The sequence below is a fragment of the Glacieibacterium arshaanense genome (genome assembly GCF_004681125.1).
In the GTDB taxonomy this organism is placed as follows: domain Bacteria; phylum Pseudomonadota; class Alphaproteobacteria; order Sphingomonadales; family Sphingomonadaceae; genus Polymorphobacter_A; species Polymorphobacter_A arshaanense.
In genome coordinates this window covers 1-15,768 of the sequence record NZ_SIHO01000005.1, presented here as the reverse complement: position 1 = coordinate 15,768, position 15,768 = coordinate 1, and the positions used below count along the sequence as shown (strand labels likewise).

The window sequence follows — 15,768 nt, the reverse complement described above, 5'->3', positions numbered from 1 at the left end:
GTCTTGGGGTGAAAAGCCGCCAGACGGAAACCGAACCCAAGGTCCATCAATTGATCGTCTCAGAGGACAAAAAACAGACATTGGATAGCTGCCAAAAACGTGGCAACGATCTGTAATGCCGAGCAAAGACGCGCTTCTACAAATTGCCAATGCGGCAGCAGAAGCTGGTGATTTTGATCACGCTCGGCGTTGCTATGAACAGGGCGCAGTGCTTGGCGACGCGATGTGCCTTCATGCCTTGGGCTACATGTATGATGTCGGCGAGGGCGTACCCGAAGACAAAGCGATTGCCATGAAGATGTATCGCTGGGCTTGGCGACGGGGGAACCGTGACTCCGCCAGCAATATCGCAGTCCAGTATCGCGGACAGGGTAAGTTCCGCTTGATGTTCAAGTGGTTTGAACGCGCTGCTGTTGCTGGCGATGGCAGCGCCCAGCTTGAAATGGCCAAATGCTATCTAACCGGCTCTGGCGTCAGGAAGAATCCGGAGGCGGCATTGCGATGTCTGGCCGTCGCTGTCGGGTCAATCCACATTACCGAGTACGAACTTGAGGAAGCTAAAGCCTTGATTGCGGACCTTTCGCCTCGGCTGGTTTGAAGGGCCGTTTTACGTTGGACGCAACCGCAAGCTGCCGGTCTTCAAACGACCCCAAACTCGACGAAAAGCACGAAATTAGCGCAACCCCATATCCACCTCTTCGTGATGACGTTAGGTAGATTCCGAGGAAAGGCGGTTTCGATGGTGAAGCTCCGATTTTACACTTTGACCACACTCCTGCCGAGCATACTTTTCTTTGGAGGTGCGTTGGCGTTTGCAGTTCCTATCGCCGTATTTGATAGTGCGCCGTCGATGATCTCAATCGGTATTGTACTGAGTGGATGGCTGATGATTGTAGCGTTCACCATTCTCATGCAGTGCCTGAATTGTAAAAAATCACCCTATAAGCGACTTTTTCAACCTGCTCCGGTCACACCATTCCTGCCCAAGTATTGGAGTGCCCTTTGGGCAGAGAAGCAGTGCTCACGTTGCGGGCACAAATTCACCGAAAGTGAAGGTAATTGAGGGCGGGTTTCGTATGTTCGTGCCCTTAACCGTCCATTCCGCTCTCCACCCCATTGTCGCCATAGCGCGTTACCGAATCGATCCTAGATGCCGGAACCCGCCATTCCGATTCTGGGGTGAAAAGCTGCCGGGCGGCAAGCGACCCCGTTTCGGTCGTCGATCAGAATTTTGAAAAACGCCAATTGCGGACGTTGGGTAAGCGCTGTTACATTTGCTGATGGGCTTGTTCAAGGAACTCCGCAAAGCGCATTGGTCCGTCCAGCCGTGGTGGATGAAGCGGCTAATGATATTCGTTGCGACACCTGCTTGGCTGGTGCTTGGCTATGGTATCGTTACAGGGCAACTCAGCGTGCGAGTGATGGACACTGCCGCTGCAATCTTCGTTTTGGTAGGCCTACCTTCCCTAGCCTTCATCTTCGCAGGCTATTGGCGGAACGATATCTAACGTTTTTGCTGGGCTTCTGGAGTGTCTCCTTCCGCGCACAATCCCACAAAAACCGGCCAGTCGGGAACCCACCCCATTGTCGCCACGCCGCGCTCCCGAATCGATCCCAGCTGCCCGGAACCCGTCAGTCCGGTTTTGGGGCGGAAATCTGCCGGACGGCAAACGACCCCTATTCGGTCAAAGACTGCGAGAACAATTGCTAATCATTGCTGACCTTCCCGGTTCCACTCCCCGCCGCCACGATTGCCCAAAAGAAGCCGCCGCCGAGTGCGCCAAACACGGCAATTTGACCGACAAATTGCGCGAGCGATAGCCATCCGAAAGCGGTCATCGAACCAGCAACCACAGTCGGTCGACCATCAGTACTTGCCTGATCCGGCGAGCTAACCAGCGAAATGAGTATCCAAGGCAGCGCTGCTAGAGCTGCGCCTACCATCGAACAGTTCAAAAGATTGAGATCGAAGCGATTTCGCAGCGCGAAATAGGCTGGGATGCCGATAAGGATCGTCGGCGGATAGGCACCAAACAATGCGTACATAATTGCGGTTCGCAAGACCCGCTCTGTTGCGTTGGTCAAACCATCGTAGGCTGGCATAAAATACGCCAACACAAATGCCGCAAGTGCGGGAACAACAATGAAGCCGACAATCACACGCCAGAGCGGTGGGAAAGTGCGTTTTGGAGTGATGCGGTACATTGGCAAAACGCTACTGTATCGACGACCGCTTTGCTAGCCAAAGTGCCCATAAGTAGACAGGCCGGAACCCATCCCATTGTTGCCATAGCGCGTTGCCGGATCGATCCCAGTTTGCCCGGAACCTGCCGTTCCGGTTTTGGCGTGAAAAGCTGCCGGGCGGCAAGCGACCCCGTGACGGACATTCAGATGTCCCCGACCTTCACCCAATTGCGGACGCAGTCTCAGCGCGGTATTGGCTGCATATGAATAAGCGAGAACGCTTGTGGTCCCGCTATTGGGCGATACGAGACAATCATCACCCCGGTCATTGCACGCCCATCCTGTGGCATCTTGCTATGGGCGGTGACACTATGGCGATGGTTGAATTGAGTAGTACATTCAGCAGGCCGGGCCGCATTTTTGAGCGTTTCACCCAAGCTGGCCTAGCCTTCCGCGCATTTCGTCGCGGAGATGCGACGGGTGCCCAGCACCTTGCAATGAATGCTTTCAATATTGGCGACCTCGGCCAGTATCGACATTGGCTTGGCAAGGCCGCAAGGCTAGGCGACAACGATGCGGCACGTGAACTGAGAAGGTTCGAGATACGTCTTCCTCACGAGGACGCCGCCTTGATTGGCCGCAAACGACCGTACAAGTCGTTTGATTTCCCAGAAGCAGAATGACCTAAATCCACCCCGTTGCCGCCATAGCGCGTTACCGAAACGATCTCAGATCGCCCGGAACCTGCTGATCCGGTTTTGGGATGAAAAGCTGCCGGTCAGCAAGCGCCCCCGTTGCAGTAAGAAAATCGCGCAATAGCGCTGCCGGAAAGCTGATGCTATCGTGGCGTTATGATACGCGGAAAACCCTTGCTACTTCTCGCGGTCATTTTCGGTATTGTGGGCTGTGAGCAGCGCAAACCAGACAATCAGCGCGAGATTGCTTCACTAGATGGAAAAGCCAATGTCACGGTCATCAGCTACCAACCGCGCGGAACTATAGAAGGCTATCTTACCCTTTCCTTTGCGCCGAAGGCGAAGCAAGAGGGCCCTCAAATTAAATTCGGTCACATGCTAAATGTAAAACTTGGTTGGTTGGACGAACGGAGGTTCGCCATCGTTTACGATGTATTGGAAATCCGTCAGCTCGCCTCTCCGGTGTTCCCGACGGGAGAGGCACAATCGGCGGTTGAGATCATCCCGTGTAATAGGCGCTACATTGATTGTCGGTCTTTGGAGACTCGGCTGAATGCCAAAGCGTCATTGGCGATTTCGCAGTTTCCTGATGGTGACTGGCCCAAATTTTAGCGACAGCTTTGAATGGTATCCGAACGCTAAGCCGATATTCCGCGATCCACCCCGTTGTCGCCATTGCGCGTTGCCGAATCGGTCCCTGATGCCCGGAACCCGCCGGTCCGGTTTTGGGGTGGAAAGCTGCCGGGCGGCAAGCGACGCCGTGGCGGGCGTCAGCGCGGTGGCCGACAGGCGCGCAATGCTTTGATCACGAGGCCGTCCAATATCGGATTATCTGACGGTTCCGCGAAGGCTTCTAGGTCTTCAATAAGCGACGGATCGGCGACAATAGATGCGGCCTCAAGTAGCGGCATCGAAACCGTCGGACCGGCAAGCTCTTTGCGCAAAAACGGCGATGCCAAAGATTTGTCCACTTGCGCCAATCCCAGCACAGCTTCTGCTCGCACGCACGTTTCGACATCGGAAGCTGCAGCAACAAGCGCCTCTAGAACGTCGGCGCGGTTCATTTGGCGTTGGGCCAACAACAATGTAGCCCAGTCACGATTCGCCGCATTGGCATCACGCGTGAGCTTCAAGAGATGCTTTAGGTTGGCATCGTCGGGATCGCCCTCACCAAATTCGACATCTTCGTTGATGACGGCATTTAGAAAGTCCGATGGGGGAATGTAACGCTCTGGCACAGTCGGATGATGCATCCGAACACGAATGTCTGCAACCCAACCCGTTGTCGCCGTAGCGCCATCCTGGGATCGATCTTAGATGCCGGGAACCCGTTGGGCGGGTTTTGGCGCGAAAAGCTGCCTGACGGCAAACGACCCCGTTGCGGCCATTCACTGCCGCTGCTAGCGGCAAAAGATGACACTTCGATCGTACGCAGATGTTCCCCGGTGAAAGATTGAGACGATGATTGGCATCTTTTTCCTGTTCGTCGCATCGCTCGCGGCTGTCGGCGTGGGTGTATGGAGTTTAAAGATCTGCATCACTGACGGCATCGCGGGTGCTTACGGCCATTCATATTCACGCGCCGAACATCCGGTAATTTTCTGGCTAATTGTCTGTAGTTTAATCGTGTTCATACCGGTCTTAGGCGCTGTAGTAGTTTTGTGTTTTTCTAGCCTTACCGGGCTCATCGTCTAAGATCGATCGCTCGTCTGCTTTCCGGCCCAGTAGCGCTAGAAGGAACCATTCTCCTAACCACCCCATTCCGGCCATAGCGCGTTACCGAATCAATCTCAGATCGCCCGGAACCTGCCGTTCCGGTTTTGGGGTGGTAAGCTGCCAGACGGCAAACGACCCTAACCCAGTCGTTGAGCTCGCATTTTGATATGCTTGAAAGCCGACAAAGATGGTCTACGCTCAAATTGATGGGACAGCGTATCCGGACGGCCTTGGAAGTGGCCGACAATAGGAATCAGGAATGAATGCAGCATTTGTTATTCTGATAGTATTTGGACTATTTGTGATCTCTAGGACAATTTTGTCTGGAAGTGGCTCTCCAAGCGGAAAAGAATTTAAAAGAGACGAACAGCCCATTGCATTCTGGTCAATCCTAGCGGGGCAGATCATTGTTGTTTTTTTAGTCGTATATTTTTGGTTCGCTGGGCTTCCTTGATACGCTGGACGATAATACTGCAAAGCACTTGATGGGTGCGGCCAGACGGGCCGACGCAAATGCACCTCAATCCGACCGTGTCGAGCGAATCCGATGCTCCGGAAGATGTGGTCAATCCGCCGGTACGCCGAAATGCTGCCTGTCAGTTACCCACCCCATTGTCGCCATAGCGCGTTACGGAATCGATCTCAGATTGCCCGGAACCTGCCGTTCCGGTTTCGGCGCGATTAGCTGCCCCGTCGGCAACCGACCCGTTGCGGACACCGGCCCTCGACCGTAAGCTGGAAATGACGAGGGTTGATGCACTATTTTCCTGCATTTATCGTGGCTACATTTGGCGCAATAGCGGGCTTCATCAGCCCCTTCTTCGAGCGTGTTCGTGTTGAACTCGTCTATTCGCCGACTCGGTCAGGTGCTTTCGAGCGAGTAAGACAAAAACGCGAAGTTTCACCGATAAAACGGGATTGAGGGAGAATGCCGTGTGGGAATCGATGTACTAGATGAAAGGGGCAGGGCATGAAAATTGGATTGATGGCGGCGGCTGGGCTCGTGCTGGTCGGTCAGCCAGACAATACAGCGCACGCCGAGCCATCGCCGCCAACGGAGTCAGCGGTAACATCGAAGCCCGCTGAAGAACCGACGCCCGCTGAAACGGCGATGCCCTCGAAATACCTACTCGGTATCGGCAATAGCTCATGCTCAATGTGGACCACGAAATTCAACGGCGACGAGTCGTTGATGAATCAAGCGGGCGGCTGGGTTGCGGGCTACCTATCTGGATTGAATATCGGCCTCCGAAAGGCCCCGGATTTTCTTGACGGGTCTTCAGCAAAAGCGATTGAGGCGTCGGTCGATGAATACTGCAAAACTAACCCGAACGATCATATTTCAGATGCTGTGACGACGGTCGGAGTCGGTTTGATCGATACCGCGATCACAAATGCGCACTGAGTGGGCGATCGTGGCGGTCGGGCTCATGGTTGTGGGCCAGCCCGTGCCAGCAGCCGAGTGGTCCGTCCTAGCGCACGATGGAGACACCACATATTTTATCGACTACTCGACGCTTACCCACGAAGGAGACGTCCTGAACTTTTGGTTTGAAGCGACATTCCCGCCCCAGAAGAACGTAACCAGCGTGGTCCAAAGCATTGAGATTCGCTGTGCACGGAAGATGTCACGAACGCTTGCGACGACAATGACCGATGAGCGCGGGCAGGTGCTTCAAAGCGAGAAAGACAAAAACGCGAAGCTTCGGCCGATCAAGGCAGGCTCGGTGGAGGAGCTGATCTGGCAATTGATGTGCGCGGAGAAGAATTGATGATGATACCGGGGCATTGGTTGTGAAATTTCGATTAATGGCGCTGGCCGAGTTGTCGCTGATGGATCAGCCGGTGATGGCATGAGCATCAAACTCGGCGTTGTCGCGGCCGAGACATTTGCCGTCGTGCTACGTACGGTCAATCCCCAGATAGTGAATGATATCAGAAAACTGGCGCCGCCCCCGCAAGGCACCGATACGTATTCTTCACCGACGTGGCCTGTAACCATCGCCGTGTTCAATACGTAGTGGACGCAGTCAACGAATACGACGCTTTGCCTCGGCCTCGATCGTGCGCGCGGACGGTCTTTTCAAAATATCGTCGTTCACGGCGTCATTCCCGAATGCTAACACGGGTCGAACCCGACGCTTGGCCAAGCCGCACGGGATACAATGGAAGTGCTTGGCCGCATCCTTGAGCTTCAAACTCCAACCGCGACGTTCGAACAATGCCCAGAGCGCGTAAGCGTCGAACGATCGCCCATGCTGGCAGACGGGACACGTCAGTTTTATGGCAATCTCCAAGCGACCGCATTCGAATAGGTCTACGTGATCGAATCCTTCGAGAAAAAGTTCGGATGCCATTATCTCGTGTAGAACAGAATGGGAACAATGGTCTAGGCCTCGGTCACGCCTTCGCTGATCGGTGGGATGTCATGTGAGTGATCGCTCTTGGACCTCAAGGAACCGAATATGATCAATATGATCGATATGATGGGGTGACCTGATACATGGGCAAAAAGCCCATAAATCACTCTAAATAAAGAAGAATTGACTTACATTTTTTGGTTGTATTTTTGAACAGGCATCCAGAGGCGGCCAAATATATCATATTGATCATACGCGCGAATTAAGTCATTGAAATCATTCGATATGTGAAAATTGCACCGATCATATTCGGTTGAAAAATTATCATATTCGGTCAAATCAGCGATCATATTCGGTACCGAAAAGATCATATTCGGTCGGAAGCGAATATGATCGATTTCGACCGGATATGATCGCGAAAATCATATCCGGTATCATATTCGATCATGAAAAAGCCCGGCGAAAATCATATTCGCCGAGCTTTTTCATACGGGTTCAGACAGCGATTAGAGAAGGTATTGGATATTCGTTACCTTTGTCATGCCCGCCGCCGCGATTTCCATTTTGATCACTTCCTCGAACACCAGCCCTTCAAGGATGTTGGCCTTCACCGTGGCGTTCATGTGTTTGAAGCCACCACCACGCGCATTGTCGAGGAAGAACTTTTTGGTCATCGTCGTTACACCCTTGGTTTTCTGCTTCTGAAACCAACCACGGACATATTCGGTCGCTTCCTTGAGATTGTTCAGTGTGCTGGTTTCCTCACCAACATCGAGCGACCGGCGTTCAGCGATAAAATACTCGATGATGGCGACCGCAGCCTCAGCATGTTTGTTGGTGATCTTGGTATACCCCTCGAATGCGGCCAACACACCAGCGATCCGGCATGCATGCTCAGTGACACGAGCGAAGAAGGTGTTAGACCCATGATGGTCACCGCGTTCCACCTGACGACCAACGTGGTTGTACCAAATACCAAGCGGGTTGCTGCTGTCCTGATTTTCCCACTGGAGCAGCTTGGGCGCGAGGATGAACTCATCATCGATGTCACACTTGGGCGATTCCCGGTGAAGCTCGTACAAGCGATCGTTGAAAGCCTTGACCTTCGATGCATTGGCTTCGGCCATGGGGTCACCGTCGAGCAAGCATTCAGGGCTTTCCACCACACCGACCTGATTGATTAGGAACCGCGCCTGCATTCCCTGTTGCTGCATGATATCGCTGGCCAAGAACGCTCGCGCTGCCACGGACTGACACATGAAGCCGACCGTCAAGCGACGTCCCGAGTATGAGATTTTTCCAGATTCCTTGGTGTTTTTGTCGGCTTCGCCCTTGTCCCAGAGCAGCGACATTGTGGTCGCGAATTCAAACTCACCACCGTTGCCAGCACCAGCGCTGTATCCCTTAAGGATGATACCAGCTTCCGCTGTCATCACACCTATCGATGGGCGACAGAACGCCATTTCGGTCATGAGACCAGCCGTGGTGAAGTTGCTCTGATTGCTCTTCGGATTCGGTGGCCGCTTAGGTTCGGTCAGATCATGGTTATACAGATCGTCGTTCTTGACCATCGACGCCTTGTTTTTTCGAATAATCTCCTGACGCTGTGCGTTAAAGATTTCCATGTCGCCCTTGTATCGAATCAGGCGCTTGTAATAGTCTCGTGACGCTTCTTCTTCGTATCGATTACGACCTTCGCTCAAATTGGCCAAGATCACCGATTTGCGACCGCCGCTTTCGCTGATAGTAAGCGTGAACAATGATGATGGGGCTGACAGCTTCCAGTCGTTGAACACGAGTTGTACGTCATAATGCGACTGAACGGCCCAACTTGCTTCCGCGAGTAGTGTGCCGATGATGGCTTCCGGTGGTGCCCCAGTCGCTGCTGCCACACCCTTGATTGCGTCTTGCATAATCGTTGGAAGTACATTTGTTGGAAATATATTCATGGGTCTCCTTAGTAGTTTCGGGGATTCTTGCGAACTGCGCCGTCGATCGAACGATTAACGTAACTCTCGTCGTATATGTTCTTGTCCGACTTGCCGGTCGGTGCGAGGTGGATCGCTGACATGAGGCGATCCTTGAACGCGTCGATGTCATATGTCTCGACCGCGCAGGCCATGACGTAGAACATGATCACACTACGGATGGGTTCGTGATAATTTGGTCCGATGTCGTCGAGCATTTCTTGCAGCTTGCCCTCGAACCCGGTCGCCTGACCCATATTGGGTTTGAACGCTCGGGGGACCGGTACTGGTTCGACAAATGGTGGAAGCTCCACCGCATCAATTTCCATCAACACCAGACCTGAACGCGGGCAATCCAGTGTATCGGTCTGGTTCACGAACACCGGGCTTGCTGTGTAGTGGATTTGAATTGCATCGAACGGTGCACGATCGACGCCTTCCCAATTCTCCACCTTGACGCGCTTACGGATGACATCGCTCGGCCACGGTTCGGTCAACCAAAACCATATGTGGCACGATAATGTTTTCCAGCCATCACGCCCAGCGCTCGAACTCCACTGATAATGATATGACGCCTTGTGAAAGCACGCGGGCAGCATCTCAATCAGGTATCTGAGCCGGATGTCGGCTGGGAGCCACTCCGGGGCTTCGACCTTGTCGAAATCGCACATAAGCCACTGGGTACCAGTCAGGCGATCGCAGATGAAACCATCACGCGATCCGTCAAACTTGGTACGTCTGATCTTACCCTCGGTAGGGATGACAAGCTCACCGCGTACGATGCAGCTTGAGGTTTGGGCTTCAAGTTCGGTCAACACGAACGATAGCGAATGAATGTCGAACACCGGACATGGTGTGGCATAATACTCGTAGACGTTGGCGAAATCCTTCTTCGTCTCGGACCCTTCAGCATTGCGGATGAATTTCTTGGTAAGAGGCTGACCCTTGTCAGATTTGAGCATCAGTATCATTGTGCGTTGATCCACGCATTGACATCGGAAAGCTTCCAGCGCTTCTTCCGGATTCCAATGCTGGTCGGAAGCGGGAAGTCATCCCTTTCATTAAGAAGACTTCGGAAGCCGGTAAGGCTCATCTTTAACTGGGCAGCAATTTCCGCAGCGGTTACCATTTCTGTGATCATTATTGTTCTCCTATTGACATTTTTCATAATCCCACACTCGACTTTCCGAATGCAATATTATTTATCAAAAAACATCAAAAGGACGGATTAACGAATAATAGTGACATTGGTTGGAGCGAACCGATATAAATAGGAGTATGGAAAAAGCATCATTCAGGTCCTACCCGGACACCAACATCGCATTTCAAATCAAGATCGGTGATCGCAACAGGGATATCGAGCTCGTAGAATGGGTGAACTCAACCTCTGATGGAATCAGGGATAGTGAATTCGTCTACTTCGCGGGAACAGATAGCGCTGAAGCGTTCATGGGTTTGTTTTGTGATCGGGTGTTCAAGATGTTCGTCAGGACGCAAGCCGACAACCCACCGGTGATCTCGGTTGCGATGCCGAAATTTGAAATTGACGCGTTCCTCACACAAATGAGAAACAGAAAATCGAAGAAAATGCGCCCCAATACACGTTAAAATTCCATTCTGCGTACCTTGAGGGTAAACTGGTTCAGCGCCACGCTCGAACCCGAGGACGCGTTAGAGCGGAACAATCAGTACATGTTCCGGGCATCCGCCTTCAACAACGGTTCGCGCCAACCTTTTCAACAAATAGACTGCTGACCACTCTTCCTGATAGAATGGGTTCAGGAGGTTATCATGGTCGCATCATACACGATTGAGTACGCGACAATGCGCCAGTCTGCGTCCAACCGCGAGACCGGTGACCCTGAAGAGTATGGGGTCGGCGAGCCGAGCACGGCTGACCTCATGTTCCTTGAGCATGCAGAAGCGATCGCTCGATTCAGCTTTGCTCCGAACGCTGCTCAGAAGCTTTTTCAGGACGAATTCATCATTCGATTCCTCAATGCGCGCGGCCTCAATGGCGAGTTATACGAGTTGATTCGAGTGCTCTATGACGAAAACCATATCGATTATGCGCTCGAATTTCGGCGGAAGCCCGACGCCAACACGATCGCCAAAAGCCCATAAACCCAAGAAATCCGCCGAATTTGACACTCGTCGGATTTTCTGCATCAAATTCGGATGTCCAATAATGATAATGGAAAGCTCATGAAAATCATTTCGATCGCAACGATCAGGCTCGCTGAATGCATACCGACTGATGATATTTACATGCTATACAGGACAGTGCCACGGCAGGGTCGCACTCGTATTCATGCATCGTCGATCAATGCCAACGAGCTCGCTGAATTTGTCGCGGAAATGCGAAACAGCCCGTGGTCAGGTTGCTAGAGAGAACAGCGATGAAAACAATTATTTGTGCAAAATTGTCCATCTTCATGAATAGATTCGACCTAAACTTGACGGTCGTGTAAATATGATCTATATGGCGTTTTGACGATACCAATATCCTCTTCAGGCCCTGAAAGGCGGCAGCGAGTTTTGGCAGAGTCATGTCGAAACTCGAACTGAATGAGAAACAGAATGTCATTAATCAAATCTACGATGCCGGATACGTTCTGCATCAATCCGATCCGCAGAAATGTCCACCAAGTACGCGCGCCGGGGGATGATACCTTATTATACTCAGTTAGCTTCCCGAGGTCCGGTAAGTTATTAAAATTGTTCATTCACAGCGTAAAAGTGGAAGTGCAGTTTACCAAAACATACATAGTTATCTCCATTCCCGATGGCTTTGTGGGTCCAACTGAGATCGTTGAGGAAGCGGTTGAGATATTCAAAGAAATTTGTCTCCGTATTCGACCCGATCTCTATGAGGCGCTTTGCGCGAACATCGACACGATCTACGAAAATGAGGCGTTCGAATTTCATACTTTCGAGAAGGAGGCGGCATGAGCGCTTTCACCATCGATTGTACTGGCGACGCTTGCACTGGCGACATCATTGAATTCACCGAAGGGGTCTTTTCCGGGAGCTTTCGATCGCCGACCTTCATCGGTGACCGCACCGTTCGCGCAAGAATTATCAAGGATTCTTACGGTAGCGAAAAGCAACAGCACACCTTCACCCTTGATGTTTTGGAATGCATCGGTACGAATCCGATCACTCCGGGAAAGACCACGCGCAAGGGTCGCAATGTCTATCGCAACGGCACGATGCGACAGCCGTGGCCCTGCGAGGCCGACCGTCAGACTGCGGTCGATGCCAAGCACAAGCGTGGAGATCAAGCTCGGTCGGATCGTGATCAGCGTCGCCGGGAGGGCTGGTGATGGGTAAGGACTGGACCAAGGCCTCTGCCTACCGCCCGATGAACAAGCGCGATTTCAAGCACGAGGAAGCAATCTTCGCGATCATTCGTGAGACCGACCGGCATTTGATTCAGAAGGTGCATGACCCCAACTTTGGCACGCCTGAACAGCGGATCAGCGTGCTGAATCTCAAAGCCGAAACGGACGTGCTCGAAAATCCCAGCGCGGCCAACGTAGCTGCGCTTAAAGCCCAACGAGCGAGAATTGAGTGGATCGACGGTATCGATACACGTCTGGACAAGTTGCTCGACGCTGCGTTCCGTCGCCGTGATGACGATGACGGTCCGGAAGAAGTGGACGCTGACTAGATAACATTAGCCAGCGGTACGGTCCGCGAGCACACTGCTGAAGCGTCAACCAGACCGTCGCCCCACACTTGTGCTCAAGTGTAGGCAGGGCATGATCTCGAACCTGAAATGGGTTGCCACCGAGCGCTGAACAATTGCGGGGGGCGCGCTTGTCGCGTCTCGGTGGCGCTACATTAATGCGTTCGGCACCCGATAGTTCCGTGTCGATAGAAGAATGTGTCACCGGGCATCCTTGCTGGCTGAGAACAAATGACAAAAGCCCGGCGACGATTCAATATACATTGATACCTTTGGCTGCTCAAGTCATTGCTCTGATGGCAATTTGTCTCCTCTTGCCGTCACGGCAGCATTCTCCCCGTCCCGGATTTATCCCCCATTGCATGCCAACTATCCACCGGCCTGTTGGTGCTGGCACTGGAAATTTTTTATCACCAAGCGCATAAGCTTGTCACTGTCCTCCGCGCAGTAACGCTCAATGACGCCGCTTGAAATCGCGGCCACCAATTTCGGTGCTCTGCGGGTCGTCCTCGATGGTATCGAGATGACGAAGGACTACGCGTAGTTCCGATGCCCAACTTTCCCCGAGTCAACAACAATATTTAACTTCTTGGTCAAATTCAGCTTGCTGCGCGCCTGTGATTCGAACGAACATCATGGAGTAGTCAGAGCGAATTTTTAAGGCTGAGGAACGAATAGTGGAATATTTTAAATTGTAACCGGAACCATCCTGACGATGTGCGCCTTCTTAGCGCTCATTTTGAAGATGACGAAGCCTTGAGGAATTTCCAAGAGTCCGGGACTTCAACGATCTGTGCATTGCGGCGAGGACTGTTGTCTGAGCAAAATAACCGCGTTTCACATCAATTGGAGTTCTCAATGACATCCTATGAAGTCTCAATCCTGATCGCCACAATCGTATTCGGCACAATTATGGCCATGCTCGGCCTGTTTACCGTGATCTTGTTGCATTGATCCACGTCGACCATCTCAAGAACGCCGCCCGCCGTTCTGTTCCAAAGCTGGTCATCAGCTTGCGCCAGAGGAGTTTCAGGCGTTCAACGCGTGTCAGTTATAGGAGAAATCTAATTGACGCTTGGCCTTCGTCGCCTTGGCTTCGACAAAAACATCGAACAATGGCTTAACCTCGGCCAACATCAGCCCGAACGGGTTCCGTGCAAACTGCGGCGACAGTCTGATCATAGTAGGGCAACCATCGATGGATGTCGGCTATTCGACCCCGTCATACTCAGGGCGTGTTATGTCTGGTCAAAGAACCATTCATCCAGCGCGCCGCTATCGGGATAGCAGATGCGCTCGACGGGCTGCCAGAGCGTGGGCAATTCCCGATCCCCACGCGCGACAATGACACCAGCATTCCGCACATGATCCTTGGCGAATTGACGTGCGGACAGAGGCGTTGGAGCATTCCCAGTAGAATGAGTACCGGCGTATTCCCACACACCGCCAATGTCAGCACGCCGAAGGTGGGTGACATACTCTCCACAGGGCGTCCGGCAGCGAAGAAACATCGCAACACCGGCCAGCACTTCCAGTCGATACGTCGCAGAACAATTCCGAAATTCGAGGCCGAGGCGGTCGAGGGTGACCGCGTCTCCAACATGGAGAAACGCTTCGCCGAGGTTGATATCGGGTTTGGGGAACACCGCCTGCCGAAACCACTGTTTCATCGCACGGCTGACATCGTGGTCGCTCGCGCAAGCGCGCAGCGATTCTGACAGCCGCTGGTAGCTCGAAGCAGGGCAAGCCTTGAACAGAAGTTCGACCGTCGCAAGCAAATCGTCGCGTTGACGCGTATTTTTGAGGAAACGCAGGGCGCCACTCTTGAGCAACCACGCCGGGCAGCCCTCGGCAACTTCGAGCAGCTCGATGCTGGGGTGACTGACCTCGCGAAGGGCATGGGCAACATCGACAAGGTCAGGGTTCGAATACACCGCAAAGAGTTTGTGGTAGAGCGAAGGCTGCGCGATCGCTGACCCCATCCGCTTAAGCATCGCGAGAAATCCCTGCGGGCAACTGCCCAAGGTCTCCGTGATGACTGCTTCAAGTCGACCGGAAATCAAACATGAAGCCGAGGTGCGCGGGGGAATCACAATGTCCGGATCGTCACAAATGTCATCGAGGTCGTCAGCGCTCGCAGCGAGAACGGCCGCCGAAACCTGACGACGGTGATTCGAGGTCCGCAGCATAAATCCTGCGACCCCCGGATGGGCAATGTCGAGCGCCGCAATCTTGTTCAACCACCACTGCGGCGGCGAAGTCACATAATGCGCACCCATAATCAGCGACCCCGCTGCATGTGCGGCCGCAGAGTGCCGTTGGAATGTGTTTGGCGCCGGGAGAATCGTGCGTCGAAAAGGCCAAGGGCCAGAACCGCGCCGGAGAGCCCGCGCGCGTTAGTCTTCAGGTATTCAGTCTCGGAGTTGAATGTAGGGGAATCGTTCCCCGCCTGCGGATCAGCAAGCCTGTGCGAGTTTTTCGCTTTGTGCATTAGAATTCCAGTCGGAGATGTGACGACATCTCTTCGACGTGCTCACCGGAGCACATATCTGGAAAACCGAGCATTGCGTTTTATTGACCATGAATCGGGAGTACTACGGATTCAAAATCCGTCAATTGTTATTTTTTGAGCCGATCAATCCGGTGGTATTCGGTGACTAGCGGAAATTCAGGGGGAGTCATTCGTTGCAATTCGGCTCAAATGCAAATCCGCAGCGCGTGCAGACGCCATGGGCTTCACCCGCTAAAGTGAGGAACGGCTTACGCTCGTTCCAATAAATGCTTTGCCGACAACGCGGACAAGCTGTGATTGCGCCGAAAAGCCCGAAGCCAACTAGCCAAAGCACGATAATCCAGAAGCTGGCACCTACCGCCCACATCAAGATCGTAGCAGGCACGAAAAGTAGCACAATTGGGCGTGCAATTGTTGCAAGCCGAAATTTGGCTTCGGGTTTCAAGAGGTTGTCCAACGGCATACCCGAAGCCTGACATTCTTCTGCAATTTCTTCAATGCGGTCGGTTGCCAACCGGCAGCTTTTCACCCCAAAACCGGAACGGCAGGTTCCGGGCAATCTGGGGTCGATCCGGTCTTGCGCTATGGCGACAATGGGGTGGCTAGCGGACTGTCTGCTTCTGAGGTCCATAGCCAATCAATA

At 52.9% G+C, this 15,768-nt stretch carries 20 protein-coding genes; 11 read left to right on the top strand and 9 right to left on the bottom strand.

Annotation, left to right across the window (positions count from 1 at the left end; genetic code table 11):
* Positions 1-115 precede the first annotated feature (115 nt).
* Positions 116-598: a tetratricopeptide repeat protein gene (locus EUV02_RS15520; RefSeq protein WP_135247236.1), complete on the top strand. Its 483-nt coding sequence runs from the start codon at positions 116-118 to the stop codon at positions 596-598.
* Between the two features lie 1,109 nt (positions 599-1,707).
* On the opposite strand, the gene EUV02_RS15515 is transcribed toward EUV02_RS15520, so the two are convergent.
* A complete protein-coding gene (locus EUV02_RS15515) occupies positions 1,708-2,205 on the bottom strand; it encodes a hypothetical protein (RefSeq protein WP_135247235.1) in 498 nt (165 codons plus the stop codon).
* A 242-nt stretch (positions 2,206-2,447) separates the two neighbouring features.
* Between EUV02_RS15515 and EUV02_RS15510 the strand changes: the two genes are divergently transcribed.
* Positions 2,448-2,867, top strand: a complete 420-nt coding sequence (locus EUV02_RS15510; RefSeq protein WP_135247234.1) for a hypothetical protein — start codon at positions 2,448-2,450, stop codon at positions 2,865-2,867.
* A gap of 168 nt (positions 2,868-3,035) precedes the next feature.
* Positions 3,036-3,491, top strand: coding sequence for a hypothetical protein (locus EUV02_RS15505; RefSeq protein WP_135247233.1), 456 nt, complete (start codon positions 3,036-3,038; stop codon positions 3,489-3,491).
* Between the two features lie 158 nt (positions 3,492-3,649).
* Here EUV02_RS15505 and EUV02_RS15500 read toward each other — a convergent pair whose 3' ends face one another.
* Positions 3,650-4,132: a lyase gene (locus EUV02_RS15500; protein WP_135247232.1), complete on the bottom strand. Its 483-nt coding sequence runs from the start codon at positions 4,130-4,132 to the stop codon at positions 3,650-3,652.
* 1,433 nt (positions 4,133-5,565) lie between these two features.
* Between EUV02_RS15500 and EUV02_RS15495 the strand changes: the two genes are divergently transcribed.
* The 3 genes from EUV02_RS15495 to EUV02_RS15735 all read left to right on the top strand — a co-directional run bounded on the left by EUV02_RS15495 (position 5,566) and on the right by EUV02_RS15735 (position 6,616).
* The gene (locus EUV02_RS15495; protein WP_135247231.1) at positions 5,566-6,000 is read left to right on the top strand and encodes a hypothetical protein; all 435 of its coding nucleotides are present in this window, start codon (positions 5,566-5,568) and stop codon (positions 5,998-6,000) included.
* Positions 5,990-6,367 carry a surface-adhesin E family protein gene (locus EUV02_RS16060; RefSeq protein WP_341533713.1) on the top strand — a complete coding sequence of 126 codons (378 nt, stop codon included), beginning with the start codon at positions 5,990-5,992 and terminating at the stop codon, positions 6,365-6,367. The genes EUV02_RS15495 and EUV02_RS16060 overlap by 11 nt, the downstream gene beginning before the upstream one ends.
* Positions 6,368-6,448: 81 nt before the next feature.
* Complete coding sequence (locus EUV02_RS15735; RefSeq protein WP_166430662.1) at positions 6,449-6,616, top strand: hypothetical protein; 168 nt, start codon at positions 6,449-6,451, stop codon at positions 6,614-6,616.
* A gap of 9 nt (positions 6,617-6,625) precedes the next feature.
* Here the strand turns inward: EUV02_RS15735 and EUV02_RS15490 are convergent, their stop codons facing one another.
* From EUV02_RS15490 to EUV02_RS15475, 4 genes are all read right to left on the bottom strand, one after another.
* On the bottom strand, positions 6,626-6,952 hold the full coding sequence (locus tag EUV02_RS15490) for a hypothetical protein (protein WP_135247230.1): 327 nt from the start codon (positions 6,950-6,952) through the stop codon (positions 6,626-6,628).
* A gap of 509 nt (positions 6,953-7,461) precedes the next feature.
* The gene (locus tag EUV02_RS15485; RefSeq protein WP_166430661.1) at positions 7,462-8,868 is read right to left on the bottom strand and encodes a DUF3987 domain-containing protein; all 1,407 of its coding nucleotides are present in this window, start codon (positions 8,866-8,868) and stop codon (positions 7,462-7,464) included.
* Positions 8,869-8,912: 44 nt separating this feature from the next.
* The gene (locus EUV02_RS15480; protein WP_135247228.1) at positions 8,913-9,893 is read right to left on the bottom strand and encodes a hypothetical protein; all 981 of its coding nucleotides are present in this window, start codon (positions 9,891-9,893) and stop codon (positions 8,913-8,915) included.
* Positions 9,890-10,063, bottom strand: coding sequence for a helix-turn-helix transcriptional regulator (locus EUV02_RS15475; RefSeq protein WP_135247227.1), 174 nt, complete (start codon positions 10,061-10,063; stop codon positions 9,890-9,892). The genes EUV02_RS15480 and EUV02_RS15475 overlap by 4 nt, the downstream gene beginning before the upstream one ends.
* A gap of 137 nt (positions 10,064-10,200) precedes the next feature.
* On the opposite strand from EUV02_RS15475, the gene EUV02_RS15470 reads away from it, so the two are divergent.
* The 5 genes from EUV02_RS15470 to EUV02_RS15450 all read left to right on the top strand — a co-directional run bounded on the left by EUV02_RS15470 (position 10,201) and on the right by EUV02_RS15450 (position 12,595).
* On the top strand, positions 10,201-10,530 hold the full coding sequence (locus tag EUV02_RS15470; RefSeq protein WP_135247226.1) for a hypothetical protein: 330 nt from the start codon (positions 10,201-10,203) through the stop codon (positions 10,528-10,530).
* A 183-nt stretch (positions 10,531-10,713) separates the two neighbouring features.
* Positions 10,714-11,046, top strand: a complete 333-nt coding sequence (locus EUV02_RS15465) for a hypothetical protein (RefSeq protein ID WP_135247225.1) — start codon at positions 10,714-10,716, stop codon at positions 11,044-11,046.
* Between the two features lie 456 nt (positions 11,047-11,502).
* Positions 11,503-11,874 (top strand): hypothetical protein, encoded by a 372-nt coding sequence (locus tag EUV02_RS15460; protein WP_135247224.1) that lies wholly within the window; start codon positions 11,503-11,505, stop codon positions 11,872-11,874.
* Positions 11,871-12,248 (top strand): hypothetical protein, encoded by a 378-nt coding sequence (locus EUV02_RS15455; RefSeq protein ID WP_135247223.1) that lies wholly within the window; start codon positions 11,871-11,873, stop codon positions 12,246-12,248. Before EUV02_RS15460 ends, EUV02_RS15455 begins: the two co-directional genes overlap by 4 nt.
* Entirely contained in the window at positions 12,248-12,595 is a 348-nt protein-coding gene (locus EUV02_RS15450; RefSeq protein ID WP_135247222.1) for a hypothetical protein, read from the top strand. The genes EUV02_RS15455 and EUV02_RS15450 overlap by 1 nt, the downstream gene beginning before the upstream one ends.
* 1,065 nt (positions 12,596-13,660) lie before the next feature.
* Here EUV02_RS15450 and EUV02_RS16040 read toward each other — a convergent pair.
* The 3 genes from EUV02_RS16040 to EUV02_RS15440 all read right to left on the bottom strand — a co-directional run bounded on the left by EUV02_RS16040 (position 13,661) and on the right by EUV02_RS15440 (position 15,639).
* Entirely contained in the window at positions 13,661-13,795 is a 135-nt protein-coding gene (locus tag EUV02_RS16040) for a hypothetical protein (RefSeq protein WP_279379532.1), read from the bottom strand.
* 56 nt (positions 13,796-13,851) lie between these two features.
* The gene (locus EUV02_RS15445; RefSeq protein ID WP_135247221.1) at positions 13,852-14,892 is read right to left on the bottom strand and encodes a hypothetical protein; all 1,041 of its coding nucleotides are present in this window, start codon (positions 14,890-14,892) and stop codon (positions 13,852-13,854) included.
* A 399-nt stretch (positions 14,893-15,291) separates the two neighbouring features.
* Positions 15,292-15,639, bottom strand: coding sequence for a hypothetical protein (locus EUV02_RS15440; RefSeq protein ID WP_135247220.1), 348 nt, complete (start codon positions 15,637-15,639; stop codon positions 15,292-15,294).
* Positions 15,640-15,768 lie beyond the last annotated feature (129 nt).